The 18,797-nt window shown below is 53.1% G+C and carries 18 protein-coding genes, 2 tRNA genes and 2 pseudogenes; 15 read left to right on the top strand and 7 right to left on the bottom strand.

What is annotated here, in order from left to right; genetic code table 11:
- Positions 1-2 precede the first annotated feature (2 nt).
- The 8 genes from QMX91_RS01410 to QMX91_RS01375 all read left to right on the top strand — a co-directional run bounded on the left by QMX91_RS01410 (position 3) and on the right by QMX91_RS01375 (position 8,959).
- A tRNA-Ile gene (locus QMX91_RS01410) sits at positions 3-84 on the top strand.
- A 38-nt stretch (positions 85-122) separates the two neighbouring features.
- Positions 123-199, top strand: a tRNA-Ile gene (locus QMX91_RS01405).
- 162 nt (positions 200-361) lie between these two features.
- A complete protein-coding gene (locus tag QMX91_RS01400) occupies positions 362-1,777 on the top strand; it encodes a site-specific integrase (RefSeq protein WP_096144466.1) in 1,416 nt (471 codons plus the stop codon).
- Complete coding sequence (locus tag QMX91_RS01395; protein ID WP_096144465.1) at positions 1,770-5,006, top strand: hypothetical protein; 3,237 nt, start codon at positions 1,770-1,772, stop codon at positions 5,004-5,006. Before QMX91_RS01400 ends, QMX91_RS01395 begins: the two co-directional genes overlap by 8 nt.
- On the top strand, positions 5,003-5,671 hold the full coding sequence (locus QMX91_RS01390; RefSeq protein ID WP_096144464.1) for a hypothetical protein: 669 nt from the start codon (positions 5,003-5,005) through the stop codon (positions 5,669-5,671). The genes QMX91_RS01395 and QMX91_RS01390 overlap by 4 nt, the downstream gene beginning before the upstream one ends.
- Entirely contained in the window at positions 5,658-6,131 is a 474-nt protein-coding gene (locus QMX91_RS01385) for a hypothetical protein (protein ID WP_096144463.1), read from the top strand. The genes QMX91_RS01390 and QMX91_RS01385 overlap by 14 nt, the downstream gene beginning before the upstream one ends.
- Entirely contained in the window at positions 6,128-8,293 is a 2,166-nt protein-coding gene (locus QMX91_RS01380; RefSeq protein ID WP_198863118.1) for an AAA family ATPase, read from the top strand. Before QMX91_RS01385 ends, QMX91_RS01380 begins: the two co-directional genes overlap by 4 nt.
- Positions 8,294-8,401: 108 nt before the next feature.
- The gene (locus tag QMX91_RS01375; RefSeq protein WP_096143046.1) at positions 8,402-8,959 is read left to right on the top strand and encodes a hypothetical protein; all 558 of its coding nucleotides are present in this window, start codon (positions 8,402-8,404) and stop codon (positions 8,957-8,959) included.
- Positions 8,960-8,977: 18 nt separating this feature from the next.
- Here the strand turns inward: QMX91_RS01375 and QMX91_RS01370 are convergent, their stop codons facing one another.
- From QMX91_RS01370 to QMX91_RS01360, 3 genes are all read right to left on the bottom strand, one after another.
- Positions 8,978-9,184: a hypothetical protein gene (locus QMX91_RS01370; RefSeq protein ID WP_096143045.1), complete on the bottom strand. Its 207-nt coding sequence runs from the start codon at positions 9,182-9,184 to the stop codon at positions 8,978-8,980.
- Between the two features lie 18 nt (positions 9,185-9,202).
- The gene (locus QMX91_RS01365; RefSeq protein WP_096143044.1) at positions 9,203-9,610 is read right to left on the bottom strand and encodes a hypothetical protein; all 408 of its coding nucleotides are present in this window, start codon (positions 9,608-9,610) and stop codon (positions 9,203-9,205) included.
- A gap of 219 nt (positions 9,611-9,829) precedes the next feature.
- Positions 9,830-10,384: a hypothetical protein gene (locus tag QMX91_RS01360; protein ID WP_032894807.1), complete on the bottom strand. Its 555-nt coding sequence runs from the start codon at positions 10,382-10,384 to the stop codon at positions 9,830-9,832.
- A gap of 303 nt (positions 10,385-10,687) precedes the next feature.
- Here QMX91_RS01360 and QMX91_RS01355 point away from each other — a divergent pair, with 303 nt between their 5' ends.
- A complete protein-coding gene (locus QMX91_RS01355; RefSeq protein ID WP_032894808.1) occupies positions 10,688-11,155 on the top strand; it encodes a transcriptional regulator in 468 nt (155 codons plus the stop codon).
- Between the two features lie 151 nt (positions 11,156-11,306).
- Positions 11,307-11,915 (top strand): annotated as a pseudogene (locus QMX91_RS01350) (histidine phosphatase family protein); the annotation flags it as partial.
- A gap of 294 nt (positions 11,916-12,209) precedes the next feature.
- On the opposite strand, the gene QMX91_RS01345 reads toward QMX91_RS01350, so the two are convergent.
- Positions 12,210-12,458, bottom strand: coding sequence for a CsbD family protein (locus QMX91_RS01345; protein WP_032894809.1), 249 nt, complete (start codon positions 12,456-12,458; stop codon positions 12,210-12,212).
- A gap of 188 nt (positions 12,459-12,646) precedes the next feature.
- Here QMX91_RS01345 and QMX91_RS01340 point away from each other — a divergent pair, with 188 nt between their 5' ends.
- From QMX91_RS01340 to chrA, 4 genes are all read left to right on the top strand, one after another.
- A complete protein-coding gene (locus QMX91_RS01340) occupies positions 12,647-12,856 on the top strand; it encodes a hypothetical protein (RefSeq protein ID WP_032894810.1) in 210 nt (69 codons plus the stop codon).
- A complete protein-coding gene (locus QMX91_RS01335; RefSeq protein ID WP_032894812.1) occupies positions 12,853-13,329 on the top strand; it encodes a hypothetical protein in 477 nt (158 codons plus the stop codon). Before QMX91_RS01340 ends, QMX91_RS01335 begins: the two co-directional genes overlap by 4 nt.
- Positions 13,330-13,461: 132 nt before the next feature.
- Positions 13,462-14,406: a chromate resistance protein ChrB domain-containing protein gene (locus tag QMX91_RS01330; RefSeq protein WP_032894813.1), complete on the top strand. Its 945-nt coding sequence runs from the start codon at positions 13,462-13,464 to the stop codon at positions 14,404-14,406.
- Complete coding sequence (chrA, locus tag QMX91_RS01325) at positions 14,399-15,757, top strand: chromate efflux transporter (RefSeq protein WP_032894815.1); 1,359 nt, start codon at positions 14,399-14,401, stop codon at positions 15,755-15,757. The genes QMX91_RS01330 and chrA overlap by 8 nt, the downstream gene beginning before the upstream one ends.
- Positions 15,758-15,853: 96 nt before the next feature.
- Here the strand turns inward: chrA and QMX91_RS01320 are convergent, their stop codons facing one another.
- A complete protein-coding gene (locus tag QMX91_RS01320) occupies positions 15,854-16,006 on the bottom strand; it encodes a YHYH domain-containing protein (protein ID WP_223656464.1) in 153 nt (50 codons plus the stop codon).
- A 254-nt stretch (positions 16,007-16,260) separates the two neighbouring features.
- On the opposite strand from QMX91_RS01320, the gene QMX91_RS01315 reads away from it, so the two are divergent.
- The gene (locus QMX91_RS01315) at positions 16,261-17,571 is read left to right on the top strand and encodes an MFS transporter (protein WP_158879137.1); all 1,311 of its coding nucleotides are present in this window, start codon (positions 16,261-16,263) and stop codon (positions 17,569-17,571) included.
- 40 nt (positions 17,572-17,611) lie between these two features.
- Here the strand turns inward: QMX91_RS01315 and QMX91_RS01310 are convergent.
- Both QMX91_RS01310 and QMX91_RS01305 read right to left on the bottom strand, forming a co-directional pair.
- Positions 17,612-18,352 (bottom strand): annotated as a pseudogene (locus tag QMX91_RS01310) (TraX family protein).
- Positions 18,349-18,786, bottom strand: coding sequence for a YqaA family protein (locus QMX91_RS01305; protein ID WP_060765781.1), 438 nt, complete (start codon positions 18,784-18,786; stop codon positions 18,349-18,351). The pseudogene QMX91_RS01310 and the gene QMX91_RS01305 overlap by 4 nt, the downstream one beginning before the upstream one ends.
- Positions 18,787-18,797: the final 11 nt, after the last annotated feature.

Raw genomic sequence — 18,797 nt, 5'->3', positions numbered from 1 at the left:
GGGCCTATAGCTCAGTTGGTTAGAGCAGAGGACTCATAATCCTTTGGTCCACGGTTCTTATGTGGTACGAATGTTAGTGTGGCATTTGAACCTGATTTTTGATAGCTTTGCACCTTCTCAGCGCCACTGTAGCTCAATTGGTTAGAGCAACCGACTCATAATCGGTGGGTCGCGGGTTCGATTCCCGCCGGTGGCCCCATCCCCCTTACAATCAAGCACTTAGCGCACTCCGCAGACGGCCAACGGCCATGCTGACGGAGCTTTCTGCGTTGGCCTGATTCACCCACTTGAGCCTTTTTCCTTGACAAAGGCAAGTGCGACACCCAAAGCTAATAGGGTGTGGTATTTGGAATAAGAGCTCATGAAGAACTTCATCTTGGTCGAAGCGCCCGTTACGAGCGAGGCTAACTACATCCTGCTTCATCTCGACCCTGGCATGCCCGACGAGGCACGCGAGTTCAAACCGTTCACCGACTACACGACTTGGCTGGCACGTAGGGGCTATGCCGTAAACACTGATAAGCTCTACTCGGAGCACGTTAGCCGCTTCATCGACTACGTGTATGAGGCGTCGAAGACCCAATTTCCTGCAGATGTCGAGGTCACTATCGAGACCGTCATCTACAGCTATCAGGTTTATCTCCTCTTCGGTACAGACGCCACGAACCCGATAGCGAAGACCCTGGCTTATAGTCTGGGGAAGACGCGGCTCACAGGTCAAAACTCAATCGCAGAGTCTATAGAATCATCTATCCGGTGGTTTCTTGAAGTAGCCGAGTCAAAAAACATTACAACACCTGACCATCTTTTCAGTCGGTTCTACTCGAGCCGGGCCGAATATCGAAGCCAATATGAGGTTTCGGCCCACAAGGCCAATTCGTGGATGGCAGCAGTCATTCGTGGCTCGCTTAACTCAGTGTTGCCTAAGCGCAAGCAAGATAAGCTGTTTGCTAAAGCAGGGCGTAGGAACAGGAAAAACGACAAGCAGCCGTTCAAGATTCTCCCATTCCCTATAGAACGATCCGTCGACTTTCTCAGACAGGCCAAGCCTGCAAAGTCCACGACATTTTACAGGGACATGACGCTATATGCCCTACTCGCCGCGACAGGTTCGCGTACAAGCGAGGCGCTACAAGTTCGAATGCCTGACATCGATGGTGACGATTTTGCAGTGTTCCTACGCGACCCCTTTGCAAGGAAAACGCCTGGCATTACTGAAGAAGAGCATAAGCTTCTCTCCTGGAAAGGTCGGGAGACCGAGGTGACCTTCATGATTGAGCCATTCGCTAAAATATTCTGGGAGAACCTTGAGAAGTACCTGACCCTAGAATACAACTCCAGCGTTGGACATGATTTCTTATTTCAAAACTCTGACGGTAGGCCCTTCTTCGCAAGCGACAGGAGTAGCCGTGACAAAACCCTCAAGAAATACGCCTTGAAGGCAGGCTTGCCGGACGTCACAGGCATCAGCACTCATTCGCTTAGGCATATGTACGGAACTTACACGCTTAATTACATGCCAGTTCCTGGACAGCCCCTTCCTGGCCTGCCCATTACATACGTTAAGATCCTGATGGGCCATGCCAGCGTTACATCCACGATGAAGTACGCGAAGCATGACACCGACATCATCGAAGCATACATTCAACATGCTAACCAGTACGTCATGCAAAGAGGCGATGCCTCCTTTACCACAATTCGCGAAGAATTTTATCTACGCCAGCTCGAAGTATTGAAGGACGAGGCGAATCGCATTCAAGGGACGCAACATGATTAACCTGACTAAGGATATTCAGATTATCAAAACTGGAGCACCTCTTGATAGCTCCATTAAAGAGGCGATCACGAAAGCCAAGGCTTGCGTCTGCAAAGAGCTGTTTGGCACGAACTATATCTCTCCAAGTAAGGTAACAAGCGGCGCTCGTAACGAATATTACAACGCGTCCATCGTGCGCCTGTTTGATGACCACCTGAACGTGTCGAATGCACCTATTTATGATGAAGTGTGGGTGCGTAATGCTTTAGCTTGCACGAAAAAGACTGCGCCGATAGAACTTGCGAAGCAGGTCGTTCCGAAGGCCTCTATTGACTGGCTCAACAAGTCTTCCTTGGAGAGGCTGAGTAAAGACTGCGTCTTAATTCTTCACTTTCTCTGGCAGGAGCGAGCTGTCCTGCTCCCGGCTGACCTAAGAAAGCCCACGGTTCACAATCAGGACGAAGGAACCAACTTCTATGAGTTTGCTGCAGCATCCTATACCGAGGTGCTTGCATTTGTGAGCAAACCGTTTGTCTCGCATGTTCTCTACGAAGACATTCCGGACATTACCTCCGTAATGAAGCCTAGTGCCGTCAAAAACTTTGGATGGTACGCATGGCGCATGATTCGTTGCACAGACTGGCATAGAATCGAAGACATCAATCCAAATGACATCGCTGACCTCTCCGACCACTTGGTCTTAACGCGAAGAAATGACGTTGACTGGTTCCAGTACCCCATCGCCCCAGCCGCGTTTTGGAACTATGTTCAGAGGCTGTATTCTGACAGATGTAGCCAGGCCGCCGTCCGCCCTAAAAATGATTTGCACGCCAGTAGAAAAGCGCTGGCCTCTGGCGAATATGACTATCCTGATGAGCACAAGGAAAGTGTCGAGTCGTGGTTGAAATATCAGGACAAATACACCGCTTTACAAAAGTCTCGGGGAATTAAGTCTTTCGACGCTTACAGCAAGAGCTTCTCAGTTCTGAATACCTGGTTGTTTGGCGAATACCCTACTGCCACGGGATTGCTTCCTCCTCACCCAAGTGAGCTTAATCGGACGCACATGGAAGGCGATGGATACATAGGCTTTCTCACTTTTCTTCGCAGAGGCAGGTCAAACTCAACGATCCAGCAGATCATGTACCACATCACCAGTTTCTTCAACTACTTGACGGCTCACTCGAGCGCCGACGAGAAACTTTCTGGTTTTGTTTGCCCCATACTTGAGCTCGATTTCCCCATCGTGCGAAGAAGGAATGGCTCTAATAAGCCTGCATTTCATTCTGAGCATTTCCCATACCTTCTCCAATACTGCTACGCGATAGAGTCTTTCACAACTCACCTAGCCGAAAGGGTATATCACGAACAAATAAACCTGTTCGACGAAAAATTTCGAGCTGATATTGAAACAAAGAACTGGAACAATACCCAAAAAATCGTTCAAACTGAAAAACTTGGGTACGTTCCAATTGTGTTCTACCGGAACCCATCATTTGACGCTTCGCAGCCTAAATCCGAAAATAATCGCCCCATGAAGTATGAGGCGCTGCGACTTCTTCCAAGGTTCGTCGTGCCAATTATTGAACACTCGGTTGAACGCGAAGGAAAGTGGGTGTTCTATCCTCAGCTCAATTACATCAGACATAATATCATCGCACTGGAGACAGGGGTTCGTAGTATTCACATACGCTGGCTAGAGAGGCGAACCTATGATATGCGAATTGATCGTTCAAGACCCCTGCCTCCGCTTTGCAAGTTACGCATCAACACTGACAAAGTAAACGGCCCGTGGGACGCTACTGTTTCGAAGACGGTAATTGAACTGCTAGATCGTCAAAAAGCCATGATCCCTTGGTTTAACGATCCCGCAATGGATGTCGAAACTTGGTATGACTACCATGAAGAAAATGAGCATGGCAAAATCATCACGCTATTTCCGAAGGGAACAAGTCCTGGCGTGCTGACTCCGGAGGCCTATGCGAAATATTTCAAAAGGCTAATTTATTCTTTCGACTTGTTCTGCAGGTTTCAGCTGGGCATTGAGGCGACGAACGCTATGCCAGAGGCTGTGGGGGATCTGGAGTCTATTGATGATCCTCACGACTATCTCACCGCGATCAAACTTGAGGGACAGGCCTGCAAATTAATCGAACATACCCCGCACTCCTGCCGAGTATCAGTTGTATCTGAATACATCCCAATTTTGCCGCCACACATCATCGGCGCATTTATTACCGGCCATGCCAGTGATGAACATGTAATGTATTACGCAAAAGTTGACCCTGCATACCTGAAATCGGTTGCCCAGTATCAAAAACTGAGTGTTGAGCATGGATGGCTAGTTGACCGCCCAGCAATGTCTAACATCAAAGCAGAAGACGTTGCATCGAAGCTTCAGCAGGCTTTCCGGCGAGACAAGGAGAAGTCTCTGATTGACTTCGGTGCGATCTCATTTGACCGTGAGACCAAGGATGATGTGGTTTCGGGCGTCAGGGAGACAAGGCAGCGCCCCATCGACTCGCTGGCCTTCATGCCCACTCATATCTGCCCGTTTGGTAATCGCTGCCCAGCGGACGTCATTAAAGACCTGGGTGCCATTCCTGAGATAAGCATGCCGTGCGGGGGCTGCTATTACTCGGTCAAAACTGTCGACCACCTGCCAAGGATATACGGTCACATTCGTGTGCTAACTGACGAGTGCAGCGAGCTGGAGGCCTATATCGCTGAGTCTAAAAGGAATGGAGCATCGCCTGAAAGCCTTGTCCCAAAAGCCAATCGTCGCAAATTCCTCGCCGCAGAGATCATTTCATGGAGCGTTACTGCTCACTGCCTCGAGCAAATGCATAACGAAATCAAAACGCGTGAGAGCTTCCTGGTAGAGAAACCTGAAATCGTCTCAGAGCACCTGGAGCGCTTAGAGCTCAAGAAAGACTCGCTTTCCAACCTGATTGCTCGCACTGCAGAAGCCAAGTCGCATGCGGAGTATTTCACTCCACAGTTAGACAAGCAGGTTAAAGTGGCAAGAAACAAGCTCCTAGCATTCACTGGGGACTTTAACCGCATGCTGCAAGAAGCTCCTACAGGATTCACGTTGATCGATGAATTTAGGGGCCTGATTCGGTCTACGTGTGAAGTTCTGGGTCTTTCACTGCATGATTTGAATGATGCAATGAGTAAGCCCATGGCCTTGGAACGACCTACTGCAATCCTGAAGCTAATTTCGAGCCCAGGGGGTGTTTCTGCATGAGCAAAGGTGCGAAAAAGGGCCAAAACCGATTTGCAGGCTCTCAAAAGCTGAACCGCGACTATAGAATTTCCCGAATTAAAGACGAAGTAATACCTAAGCTGAAGTCTTTCGTAGGAAAAGCATCATTCGATGGGGTTACGCCTTACTCAAGATTCTGCGCCGAACTTTACAACGATGGGCTTCCTGTAAACGAAAAGAAGATTGGCTACAGAACCTTGGTACAGAGCACTGACTATTGGACTCTGCTCGGGCCAATATTCTTCAAGCACTGGGATGCTGCTGGAAACATGGAGCCTAAGAAGGACAAGCTTGTCGGAAAGCTGGCCGTTCAGCGAGCAGACCAACTTCAAGCTGAGACAGAGAAACTGAGGAAGGAGGTCGAAGCTCTGCGCTCAGCCCTCCGTAGCCATGGTGCTCAGCCAGTAACCCTGCCAGACACAACGCATGTGGATCAAGGATTCATGGCGAAGTTTGACAAAACCTGCCGGGCCCTTAAGTTGGTTCTCGATGCAAGTGAAGGGATGTTTACGGTTGACATGCAGGCTAAAAAGATTTGCTGCAGTTTTGACGACCTTGAACCTAGGGAGGGACTCGTGCCAACAGAGGTGGTTGAGCCGTTCATTCTGTGGTTGAAAGCGAAAGAGAAAAGCCATGGACACAAGTGATCAGAAGCGCTCTCCGTACGACCGCTATAGGGACTACGTGCTGCAACTGGAACAGGCTGGGGAGAAATTTCCTATGAACCAGTTTGGCGCCGTCAACTTCAGCAAAATCGCTGATGAATGTGGTAATCGTAGGCAGTGGTTTTCTGAAAGCGCCAAGAAGGTCTTTTGCTCCCAGGGCCAGACCCTGGAACAGGTCATCGCGAAGGACATTCGCCGCATAGGCAGCGAGTTTGTTGCGGCCAAAGACCCCGAGTCTCTGGCGGTTGATATGGCGGATTCGAAAAGTCGCGAAGCCAATCGCTTGCGAGTAATGCTTGAGCAAAAGTCGAAGGAAAACGAACTGCTTCGCGAGCAAGTTGAGCGACTCTCTGCCGAGCTACGGTTGCTTCGGACATCTGCACAGGAAATCAGTAGCCAGCAGGACTTAATGATCGACTCTGGGCGGTCATTCATCCTATGAGCAACCTGTCGAGCGTGATCCAGGTGAGCTCGGTGAAGCCAGGCAGTTTCGGTGGTGCAGTCTTCTCCGGGCGCATCATTGGCCAAAACAAAATTTACACCTGCAGAGCCAGTTATAAAATCATCACCCGCATTCCTCAACCAGGTGAATGCTGGCAGTTCAAAGGCTCGATCACAGGGCATGATCAGTTCAGGGATTTCGTTCTGATCGAGAGCTGCCATATCGTAAACCTGCCCATTGCGGCGTATGTGGAACGATTGCTGGTAAAGCATCCTGCATTTCGCGGGCTGTCATTCGGCAAAGCGAAAGTCTCGAAACTGGTCAGGGCATTTGGCGCAGAAAACCTTGCTCAGGCATTGACTGCTGGCAGGGTCAGCTACCTGGCGGAATTTATTAATCCCGATCTCGCCCAGAAGGTCGTGGATGCTTGGAGGACGCTGCAGGATGAGATTTCAACGATTGAGTTTCTCATGGAACACCACTTCGACCCTGGGCTCGCCAAAAGCATTCTCAAGGTTTGCCAGACCAATACGGTAGAGCGTCTGAAGCTTAACCCGTACAGCCTCGTTGCGTTTCAAGGCATCCACCCGAACATATGGAAAATCGTGGACGCCGCAGCAGCTAAGCTAGGCATATCTCGTGATGACCCACGCAGGCTGGCCGGCCTTGTGGAGAACTTGCTGTATGTGCGCCTGGATCAGGGTCATACGGCATACCGAATCGAAGAACTAAAAACCGCCCTGATGCAGAAGCTTTCATCCGCCAGACTGGTAGACCAAGCTATCGACTGTGCCCTACAAAGGCGTGCTGTATGCGTGAAGACGCATCAAGGGACGACACTCATCCAGCCACTGGGCGCGGCCCTTATCGAAAGTAAACTTGAGCAGCGAGTCGCTACTCTACTGTCCGCTCAGGCCTCATTGCTCCACGGTTCTGCGCAGGAACTGGAGCAAGCGATTGAAGATTACTCCGCACATAGTCAGAGCACCTTTGGGTACTCGCTTACTCAAGACCAGAAAAACGCAGTGCGAATGGCGCTTACTAATCGCATCAGCACGCTGACTGGGTTCGGCGGTACTGGCAAAACAACCGTGCTGAAAGCCATCGTGGATATAGCTTCTCGGCACCGCCCAGTGCATGTCCTAGCACTGAGCGGAAAAGCCAAGGAGCGGGCCAAGGAGTCTGTTGGCCGAGACACCCACACGATCCACAGCTTTTTGATCAAAATCAGCGCCGCAAGCTCAGGGTTCAACACTGGGGGCGACCCGCTCGTAGTCATTGACGAATCCAGCATGGTGGACATCGCCTTGATGCTGAAACTGCTGAATGCGTTCGCAAAGAAGGAACTGTCTCTCTTGCTAGTAGGCGATACCGGTCAGCTATCACCGGTAGGCTATGGAATATTCTTCCATGCCCTGGTCAAATCAAAGGCGATACCGTCGACCCATCTGACCAAGGTTCACAGGTCTATCGACAACAGTCACCTTCAGAACATCGCCATGAAGATTAGATCGGGTCATCTGGACACATTGCCATTCTGGAATGGCGAGCGCGATGGGGTTTATCTGATCCCCTGCACGAACACGCAGGACATGCTGACACACCTCGCGAAGATCAAGCAGATCATCCCTGATGCTCAGATTCTGACGCCCCACATGTCCGAGCGCATGCCGGATTCCGGGCACAAGATAAACAACCATCTGCAAAGCGTCCTCCAGCACACAGACGAGACGCTGGGCATTTGGATGGGCAAATACTGGCTGCGAGTGAATGACCCCGTCATCGTGACCCAGAATAGCTACGAGCATAATTTGTTCAATGGCAATACCGGGATCATGTCCGGCGTTACGTCAATCGATGGCCAGATCTATGGTGCATGTCTCTTCAATGGGATCGAAGTCACCCTATCCAGGATGGACTTGTTCGTGCTCGGGATGAAGCTCGCTTACGCCATCTCAATTCACAAGTCGCAAGGCAGCGAGTACGAGACGTCCATCATTTGCTCTCTGAGCCAAAGCGAATTTGTGGAACGCAGCATGCTCTACACCGGCGTGTCACGATCAAAGCGGCTGGCCTTGATCCTAAGCACTCAGGACATTGTGCAGCAGGGGGTAGCTCGCCCAAATCGAAGCGACACGCTCTGTGTTGGCTTTTCGGTTTGAATTCCTAATCGTTAGTTAGCAACAATGTTTTGGACTGGGCTACCCCTTCAGGCGTCTTGCACTCCTAGTATGATCGCAGGATCCGCGCCCAATACCTTAGGTAGGAGTATGTCCTTGAAGCTGCTTACAAGCCTTTGGAACGTCATTAGTCCCGACCGACGCCCCGAGCGGGAGAAGGCGCGTGAACGCGAGTTCATCCTGGCGGCGAACTCCTTGAAGACCCTCTCGGTTACTGACCGGGGTGGAATGTCTATCGACCCGGAAGAGATTCGCGACCAGATCATCGCCTCACGTGAGCAGCTCAAGCATCTCGTCCACAAACCTGGTGCGCCTGGCGGGCCATTCAAAGCAGCGGTACATGTCCAGGTGGAACAGGAAGAGAGTCCCGCCGTAGAGGCTCCAGTGAGCGCATTAGACTGTAGGGAAGTGGTGACTTGGCGTCGGCTCCATAGTGGCGCTGCTGTGCGCTATGTGTGCCTCCAGTCTACGAATACCGGCTGTTACGCTGTGGCGACGGCTAGTCTCTTCTCAAATGGCCAAGAGAGTCTCCCGCCTTGGGTCGACGGCAATACCAACAGGCAAGTTGCAAATGCCCTACGGCTCGGTGATCTTCAGTGGTACTCGACTTTGAGCGAGGCGATGGATGCATGGGATGCAGAGCTCTGATGGCTCCACTAAGCGTCATCACTGACGCCAAGGCCCCCAAGTTGGCGGGTTATCCACGATATCGATGGACGTGCTGAGTTCGTACTGCATGTGCTCGAAGACTCTGTCGAGACGTGGATGAGCTTTCGATTCTCGTAGTGCACTCACTAATTCCAATAGCTCCCGCCCTTGAGCCACAGGCATTTGGATATCGCAATACACGGTGTCATCGCCGCCTCGCTCCATGTCTAGTCTCCGTCTGCTTCAATCCAGCTTGGGCTTACTGCAGGCAGCTGTGTGTGCCTCGAAGTGTTGCATCTCTGTTTCCCAGCAATCCAGGAATTTATACCAGTCGCAGGCGTAGAACCCTTCTGCCAGCCTGGTCGAGCCTACGCTTGCCTGAACGAAGCGCTCCCTCCAAGGCTGCGGGATAGTCTGCTCCAAAATGATGTCGATTCCAGAGTTATGACGCATTACCGAGACAGAATTACGAACCTCAACGAGTTCGAGTGGCTGATCGCTACAGGGGGCGTCGTTTTGCTCTTGGTCATCGAGATCATCGAGGATCGCAAGGAGGCCGGATGCACTGATATCACCAGGGTGGAAGGTGGCAAGCGCCCACAGAAACCTTCGCCTAGTTCTCTCACGCTCGCGGAGTAAATCGCAGGTCATTTAAGCCTCCTTTTCACAAAGCAGGGCGGTGGTTATGGCGTGCCGCCTTCGGCGGATGGCTGGCGTGAACCGAGCCGTGGCAAGCCACGTCTCGTCCCTACGGGCGTCCATCCCACACGCCTGCGCGCTCCGCTTGCCCGATACTCGCAGCCAAAGGAAAGTCTGGCGCAGCGATCCTGAAGCCGGGGCGGGTGTTAGCGTGCCCTACGCACAGGACAATTACTTGTGGAGCTTACTAAAGCGACTCGATAGCGCTGCGGCTTCGGTAGTTTCCCAAGCTTCAGGATCAGATGTAGCGTTGAACATCGCCCATGCCCTCCACAGGAAAAATGCGGCAACCAAGCTCGACTCAATTACTGCAAATACCGTAGTGGTATACATATAATCCGAATTTTCTCCAAACAAGAAAAGCACTGGGAATATCGAAGCTATCCAGCCGGCGACGAAAGTTAAGCAAAATGCGATGGTCGCAGTGACCGTCAGGAAAAGCGGGACTTGATATCTATACTGGGTTGCAAATGATTTCTCGCCGTTTTGCTTCGCTAGGCCGTACAAGATGCCTGTGTTTTTTTCCTTGTCATTACTTCTTTTGAAAAGTCCATACAAAGTTACGTTTTCGCCGACTTCTAACTCTTCGTAAAGCTTATTCGATACTTGCAAATTCGGGATAACTGCACCATCAATGCTGACTTTAGCTTTATGTCCGCCGTTCATTCGATCAACAGATCGAACGTAGTCAACTTTTCCTGAAACTTTCACGCAATCGAACTTCATCACTCACTATCCCTGCCATCGCTCAAAAAAGTGGATCTGGTTCTTGCCAAGACGTCGCTCAGTGACTATTGCAGGCGGGCTCACGCTGGCCATAAACGCCGGACTTGATGAGCGCGTCTCCCATCGAGACGTCCCTGGCCGTGTCTTAGGTGCTGCTCTGATGACCAATCCATCACCAATCCAGACGTCGCCGCTATGATCAAACGACTGCTTGGCAAACCATATGTCACGATAATATCACTATGATCTGTTTATCGAAACACGCTTGCCGTGGCTCTATCCTCAGTTTTGAGGATCCGACTCATGCATCTGAAAGAAGCGCTGGCAGGAGCATTGCGTGGAGCTCGTGCTCATCAGGGGTTGAGTTACGAAGAGTTGGCGGGGGCAACGCACAGAACGTACGTGGGGAAGCTTGAGCAGGCCCGAGCGAACGCGACGTTGGAGAAACTGGACGAGATCGCTGACTATCTAGGCCTCGACCTTTTGACTATGGTTACTCTCGCCATTGCGGCTCAGGGTGACGAGCTCCCTTCGCAAGCCCTGCAACGTACTGCCTTGCGAATCAGGGAATTCGAGATGTCCGGAGGGTGGCAGTTGGTAGAGGAGCAATTCAGTGATGGAAAGCTCATCAAGCGCTCCCAGGGAAAGCCTAAGCAGCCGCTTTATGCAGATTACGTTCGAGCCCTGAAAGCGCAAGGTTTCGACAGGAAAACAATCGCTGAAAAGCTTGGCATTGCCAGAAGCACAGTCCAAAAATATTGGAATACATAAACCTCCAGGTTATCGCGACCCCTCTTTTTCTACGTGATGTGTTTCGTGCTCATGGCTGCGGTGTATCCTTGGGCAAGGGTAGGCACTTGTGGTGTTGCCCATAACGTAGAGAGCAGGTTCGGATGGCTGAAATAGTGGGGATATTTGATCGGTGAAGCACGTCAGGCTGATCCGCCATGGAGAAAGCGCGGCCAACGCAGGCCAACCCAGCCTTGATCACGCGAGCATCCCTCTTACCCCAAAGGGGGTCGAGCAAGCGCGCCAAGTGGCAGGGTCATTCGCTCAAGCCCCAGATCTGATCGTTGCCTCGCCGTTCTCCCGAGCGCAAGCAACTGCAATGCAGACAGTGGCTGCTTTCCCTTCAGTGCCGTTTGAAATATGGCCCATTCACGAGTTCACCTACCTTGAACCTGCACGGTGTATCAACACGACCGTTGCCCAGAGACGAGCTTGGGTGGAGGGATACTGGGCCAAGTCAGACCCAGCGTTCACGGATGGTGAAGGCGCCGAGTCATTCTTGGACTTTATATCTAGAGGTCAGTCTTTCTTAGATAGACTTGCAGAGCATCCTGCCCAGGACATCGCCGTGTTTTCACATGGGCAACTCATCAATGCGGTGGCTTGGCTGATTGAGTGCAGGCCACAGAAGATTGACGGTCAAGCTATGGCCGTATGGCGAGAGTACGAGATCACTCACCACGTGCCTAACTGCTCTGGTTACAAGCTTACCAAGCACCCAGACGATGCCGGCTGGAGAGTAAGTCCTGAGGAGTTGCGAGTTGGCGTAACTCAACGCGTACCAGGCAGATCCTACCAAGCGTTTCGCGTTCCCGAGCGCGTGCTGATTGAGGAGCGGGCCCAGGCCCTATCGGCTGCAGGCTACCCGCTGCCAGACGATGATCCGGCTATGTACGCTGAGCAAAGGCTACTCGAGGCAAAAGAGGCTGCAGGTTTATTACCCTCGCACTCTCCTGGCAGAAAACTGTAGCGGGAGTGCGAAGAGGGCAGGACTTTAGCGAGAGGTGTCACCTGGCTGGAGACACCTCCTCCACGTTCAACGACGAAAAATGCGATTTATCAAGATCAACGCTGCAGCACCAATCGCGAGGGCGGCGACTGGTTTTTCTTTAACGAACGTGGATACGCTATTCAGTGTATCGCCATAGGTTTTAGTCAGCTGACCAGCCGCTTGATGTCCCGCACCTTCAGCTTCCATCTTCGAATCACCAATTAGTTTCCCGACCGTGCTCTGCGCCTTGCCGGCCAGCTTTTCTGCTACACCTTCAACTTGTTCGCTCTTCATGATTCATCAAACCTTTGCGTGAGAGTGGGGAGCTCCGAACCGCGCTAATCGGGCGGCTATCAGCACGACATTAGGGACATGCGCATGATGATTAGTTCAATGGTGATGAGCTGTAGGCCAGTTTGGAAAAGCGCCTACACGTTTAAGCCTATTGCTATGCTGTTGCTCCCAACATGGAGGTGAGCCAAATGCAGGGTGAGTATTCCCTATCAGATGTACTGGAAAGGATGTACCAAAACCAGCTGGCCCTTGAGGCTGCGCTCATGGAGCTGACCCTCCAGGTGGAAGCCCAGGGACATGCGGAAGTCGGCGACAACGTCCGTGGTGCGCTTTACACAATTGGTGAGAACGCTGGTCATATCAAACAGGGGCTGGCCCGGCTCAAAACACTCCCATGAACCAGCCGCTTTTCGATTTTGATCTCAAACGCGTTTCCCGCACGCACTACATCACTGGCAAAGCTGCGATCAATTTTCCAGATCCAGGTAGTACAACGGGAGGATGGCATTTCCTGTCTTACTTCGACCGAAAATCCGGCGTGGCCAAGGTGTCCTTGGCAGGTATTCATTATCCAGATACGACCGATTTCTTTGGAGACGCTGGACTCATCGACGTAACCGACGAGCTTGCGATGAGAGGCTGGTCAGAAGACGGCAAAAGGCTGTTCATGGCGGATCACTACCGTGCCGCAGCAGACATGATTATTAAGTGGGCGGTAGGTGACGCCAAACGCTGCAACGTCGAAATCGCTGATTGGTTCCCTTCAACATGCGAAAGGCAGGGATTGTTGGTGATGTTGGATTTAGGGAAACCGGTGCTTTTACGTAGAGGAAGGTTGCAAAAAATGGAAGCTTGGCTTCGCTCGCAATGACCACCGCAAGTCTGCGTGTCTGTTCCTTCTTCCGAATGCCCTCTGAACAACTGCTTTTGTTGAGCACCGCTTCCCAAGCCTTGCAGCAAGGAGTAGCGTAGCGATTACTACATATCGAGTAGATATTCCTACATGAAAAATTGGCTCGCATTGATCCTTGGCTTACCCACCGCCAACGCCACCGAGCGCATGCGAGCCTGGCGTGCCTTGAAAGCTTCAGGTGCCGCTGTACTCCGTGACGGTGTTTACCTGCTCCCTGATACCAGCGCTTGCCGCGAAGCTCTGACTTCTGTCGAACGAGACATATTGGCCATCAATGGCACCGCCTACCTCCTGCCTGTAGTTGATCCCAACGGTGAGCGCTTTATCGAGTTTTTCGACCGCAAGGATGACTACACCAAACTTGGTGGAGAGATCGAAGGCTGCCGTGAGCAGTTGAATGCTGAAAATGCGCTGGCGACGACCAAACAAATCCGCAAGCTGCGCAAAGCCTACGATCAGATAGCGAGCATCGATTACTTCCCAGGTGAACCAAAGCACCAGATTGATGCGGCTCTACAGGAGTTAGAGACGGCAGTCAGTAGAGCCCTGTCGCCGGATGAGCCGCACAGCAGTAATCAACCGATATCGGTACTCAATCTCAGCGATTATCAGGGCCGTATCTGGGCAACGCGTAAACGTCCCTGGGTCGACCGGCTCGCCTGTGCCTGGTTGATCCGCCGCTTCATCGACCCGCAAGCTCAGATCGTCTGGCTGAACACTCCACAGGACTGCCCAGTCAACGCCTTGGGGTTTGATTTTGATGACGCAACCTTCAGCCATGTTGGTAACCGCGTCACCTTTGAAACCCTACAGGCCAGTTTTCAAATCCAGATACAAGGTCTAGGTCGCATTGCTGCCCTTGTGCATTACCTCGATGTTGGCGGTATTCAGCCGGTGGAGGCTGCCGGGATTGAGCGGGTGCTTGCTGGGCTGCGAGAGACCATTTCCGACGACGACCAACTTCTGGCTGCCGCGAGCGCCATCTTCGACGGCCTGCTCGCCGGGTTTGTGAAAGAGGAGCAACCCAATGAGTAAAGTTATGGCACCAGAGGTTGAAGCGAATCCGTTGAGGCCTGAACAGATTAGTCTGCGTGAGGCGTTCTGGTTCTGGTTGAAGCTCGGTTTCATTAGCTTCGGCGGGCCTGCGGGCCAGATCTCGATCATGCATCAGGAGTTGGTGGAGCGGCGACGCTGGATTTCAGAACGCAGATTTCTACATGCCCTCAATTACTGCATGTTGTTGCCAGGGCCCGAGGCTCAGCAATTGGCGACTTACATTGGTTGGCTGATGCATCGAACGTGGGGAGGCGTGATCGCCGGCGCGCTGTTTGTACTGCCCTCACTATTCATCCTGATCGCGCTGTCGTGGATGTACATCGCGTTCGGCGAAGTACCCGTGGTAGCCGGACTTTTCTACGGCATCAAGCCCGCCGTGACGGCCATCGTGGTGCAGGCGGCGCATAGAATCGGCTCTCGGGCACTGAAGAATAATTGGCTGTGGGCGATAGCAGCGGCTTCATTTGCCGCCATCTTTGCATTCAATGTTCCGTTCCCGCTGATCGTCTTAGGGGCAGCGTTGATTGGCTATTTCGGGGGGCGAATGGCACCCGAAAAATTCAGAGCCGGTGGCCATAGCGCCGCCAAAAAATCCTTCGGCCCGGCCTTAATCGATGACGACACGCCGTCCCCCGAACATGCTCGGTTCAGCTGGTTGAAATTGGCCTCACTCGCACTGATTAGTGCCGTGCTATGGGCTTTGCCGATGGGTGTTTTGACCGCGCTCTTTGGGTGGGAAGGAACCCTGACCCAGATGAGCTGGTTCTTTACCAAAGCTGCATTGCTGACCTTCGGCGGGGCTTATGCCGTACTGCCGTATGTCTATCAAGGCGCAGTCGGTCACTATGGCTGGCTAACCCCGACACAGATGATCGACGGCCTTGCGCTGGGGGAAACCACGCCAGGGCCGCTGATCATGGTGGTGGCTTTCGTCGGCTTCGTCGGGGCCTATGTCTCGCAAGTGTTCGGGGCTGATCAGGTGTTTCTGGCCGGAGCTGTCGCAGCTGCCCTGGTGACCTGGTTCACCTTCTTACCTTCGTTCCTGTTCATCCTTGCGGGTGGCCCTCTGGTTGAGTCGACCCACAACGAACTCAAGTTCACTGCACCGCTTACCGCCATCACCGCCGCCGTAGTTGGGGTGATCCTCAATCTGGCGTGCTTCTTCGGGTATCACGTGCTTTGGCCGAAAGGCTTCAGCGGTAACCTCGACTGGCCCTCTGCATTGATCGCCATCGCAGCCGCAATAGCATTGTTCCGCTTCAAGCGCGGCGTCATTCAGGTACTGATGGCCTGTGCGCTCGCTGGTCTGGCAGTACATCTGTTGCGCTAGCGATCACGAGCGGATTAAACAGCGTCCGTCAGACACCCAGAGATCTGAAGTGACCAGCTCACACCAAAGCCCAGCCTGACGCTGGGCTTTGGCCATTTAATGGCAGTGGTAGTCGTTGGTTTTATGGTTGCGATGGCAACCTTTTGAATCAGTACCGCCGCTGTGTGCGAAGGCAGCAACGGACGTAATCGAAAGTAAAGCGGCGATCAAAATGGCGGACAGTTTCATCAGGGCTTGCTCCTTGCTCATATTTTATATCCGTGAGAGGTCTCACGCCCGGCAGCGTATGGCTAAGTGCCTTCACTGAGCAAGCTACTTCTCCGGAGACTCGATCAAAGGTCGAATGCTTATTTCTTGAGCTACTTCTGGCTCTGGTTTAGGATGAATTCATATCCCCCTAGGGGGGATATGAATTCATCTGAAAACGAGAAACTCGTAGTTCTTTTATCTTCGGGAAATCTCAGTAACCAGATAGTCGTACGCGCTTCCTTTTGAGATTTCTCATGCTGAAAATCCTAGCCAACCGAACCTATCGCCATCTTTTCCTGGCTCAGGTGATTGCACTCTTAGGGACTGGCCTTGCCACCGTCGCGCTCGGTTTACTGGCGTTCGATCTAGCAGGCGCCCAAGCAGGTGCCGTTCTCGGCACGGCGTTGGCTATAAAAATGACGGCCTATATTGGCGTAGCGCCCATTGCAGCGGCTTTTGCAGAGCGCCTGCCTCGCAGAGCCATGCTGGTCTCGCTGGATCTGGTGCGGGCGCTGGTCGCGCTTGCTCTCCCGTTTGTGACCGAGGTTTGGCAAATCTACGTGCTGATTTTCGTCCTTCAGTCCGCATCGGCAGCGTTCACTCCAACGTTCCAAGCGACCATTCCAGACATCCTGCCGGATGAAGACGACTACACCCGTGCCTTGTCGCTATCGCGTCTGGCTTACGATCTCGAAAGTGTCGCGAGCCCGATGCTCGCTGCCGCGCTCCTGACGGTGATCAGCTTCCACAGCCTTTTCGCCGGCACGGTCATCGGCTTCCTCGCTTCTGCCGCCCTAGTCGCCACGGTGTTGTTGCCAAAGGCGAAGCAAGTACCACGACGCAGCATCTATGAACGAACTACTCGTGGCATGCGCATATTCCTAGCGACGCCCCGCCTGCGAGGGCTGCTGGCTCTCAACCTGACGGTAGCGGCTGCCAGTGCCATGGTCATCGTCAATACCGTGGTGATGGTTCAGTCGCGCTTCGCTCTGCCTCAAAGCTCAACGGCATTGGCGCTGGCTGCGTTTGGTGGTGGTTCCATGATCTCGGCCCTGGTCTTGCCTCGCCTGCTGAAAAACATCAAAGACCGAACGGCCATGTTGTTTGGCGGAGGAATACTGGTCGTAGGCTTGGCCGTCGGCATCAACCTGACCACCTACAACTTCCTGCTGCCGCTGTGGATGGTGCTCGGGGTGGGCTATTCGCTGGCCCAGACTCCGAGCGGTCGCCTGTTGCGTCGCTCGGCACATGCCGAAGATCGCCCGGCGTTGTTTGCCGCCCAATTTGCGCTGTCCCATGCTTGCTGGTTGATTACTTATCCACTGGCGGGATGGCTGGGAGCCAACATCAGCCTCACGGCGTCGTTTGTTGGCCTCGCCGTGGTGGCAGGCAGTGCACTACTGGTCAGCATCGTGATCTGGCGCCCAGCTCATGATCAGGAGTCGATCAAACACACCCATGAGAATCTGCCGGGCGATCACGCACACATCGACGGCCAGGACGGTGTGGATCACGAACATCCATATGTGATCGATGATCAGCATCGCCGATGGCCCAACAGATGATCGTGAGTTCCTAGGACTTGCTAAAGCTGGTGACCGGTATTCAGACCAGCAACCTTAACGCTTGCAAAGCGGCAAGGTGGCCCGGATAGAACCAGTATCCCCATTGCCGCACCGGCCAGACCTTGAAGGTGAAGGTCTGACGCAGTAGCCAGAGTCCGATCAGCGGCGCCGCGAACGCGGTGCTCAACGCCACCAATGAATAGACTTCCAAGTCCAGCGCCCTGGTTACGATGCTACTTCGCGTATTGCTCATCAAGCATAGAGCCGCAGGCAGCAGCCAAAGAACACCGGGGCCTTTAATTGCCATTAAAACAGCCGCTGGAACAAGTGCACCGTAGAAGCCGTACATCAGTGGATCATCCAGCACGTAGGCAATTGCGGAGGCCATCAACGCCATAGCGCTGCTCAACAGGGTGCGATGTTGCCATCCCCAGGCAATCACCAGTCCCAATGCCAGCGTCACCAACACGTTGAATGATCCCGAGGTGCTGATGTAGCGATAAGGCACTTCTGAAATGGCGGCGAACACCAGCATCAAGGCAAGGTATCGACCATTCGCCGCCGTCAACAACTCGCCCTATTTGGAGCGCGCCACGTTGGCCGCAATGGCGACACAGAACAACGGAAAGGAAAGTCTTCCCGGAATGAACAGGTTGCTAATCTCCGGCCACACCAACCGCAAGTGATCGATAACCATGGTCAGCATCGCTAGCCACTTGATCAGATCCAAGCTACTGCTTCGGCTCTTGAGTGGGGAAAGCGGGACAGTGGGTATCGTCATGCCCACCCCAGCGTAACGGCGGTCAGCACGAGATAACGCACGCCCTTGGCCAGGGTGACAATCAGCAGGAAACTCCAGAGGGGCTCGCGCATGACTCCGGCGACGACTGTCAGCGGGTCGCCAATGATGGGCACCCAGCTCAACAACAGTGACCAGCGCCCGTAGCGCAGATAGGACTGCTGGGCTTTTTCTAACTTGCTCTCACTCACGGGGAACCAGCGCTTGTGGCGGAATCGCTCAACGGAACGGCCCAGAAGCCAGTTCAGTGCGGAGCCAAGCACGTTGCCAACAGTCGCGACCGCCAATAGCGTAGAAACAACGTACCGGTCGGAGAGCAACATCCCGACCAGCACGGCTTCAGACTGCATTGGCAATAACGTGGCGGCACCGAGTGCCGCCACGAACAGACCAATGTAGCTCGTGAGTTCAAACACGAAAGACTTGC

It is taken from the genome of Pseudomonas sp. PS01299 (genome assembly GCF_029960145.1).
Taxonomy (GTDB): Bacteria; Pseudomonadota; Gammaproteobacteria; order Pseudomonadales; family Pseudomonadaceae; genus Aquipseudomonas; species Aquipseudomonas putida_A.
Note: the sequence above shows the minus strand (reverse complement) of the source record. Positions and strands in the feature narration are given on the sequence as shown.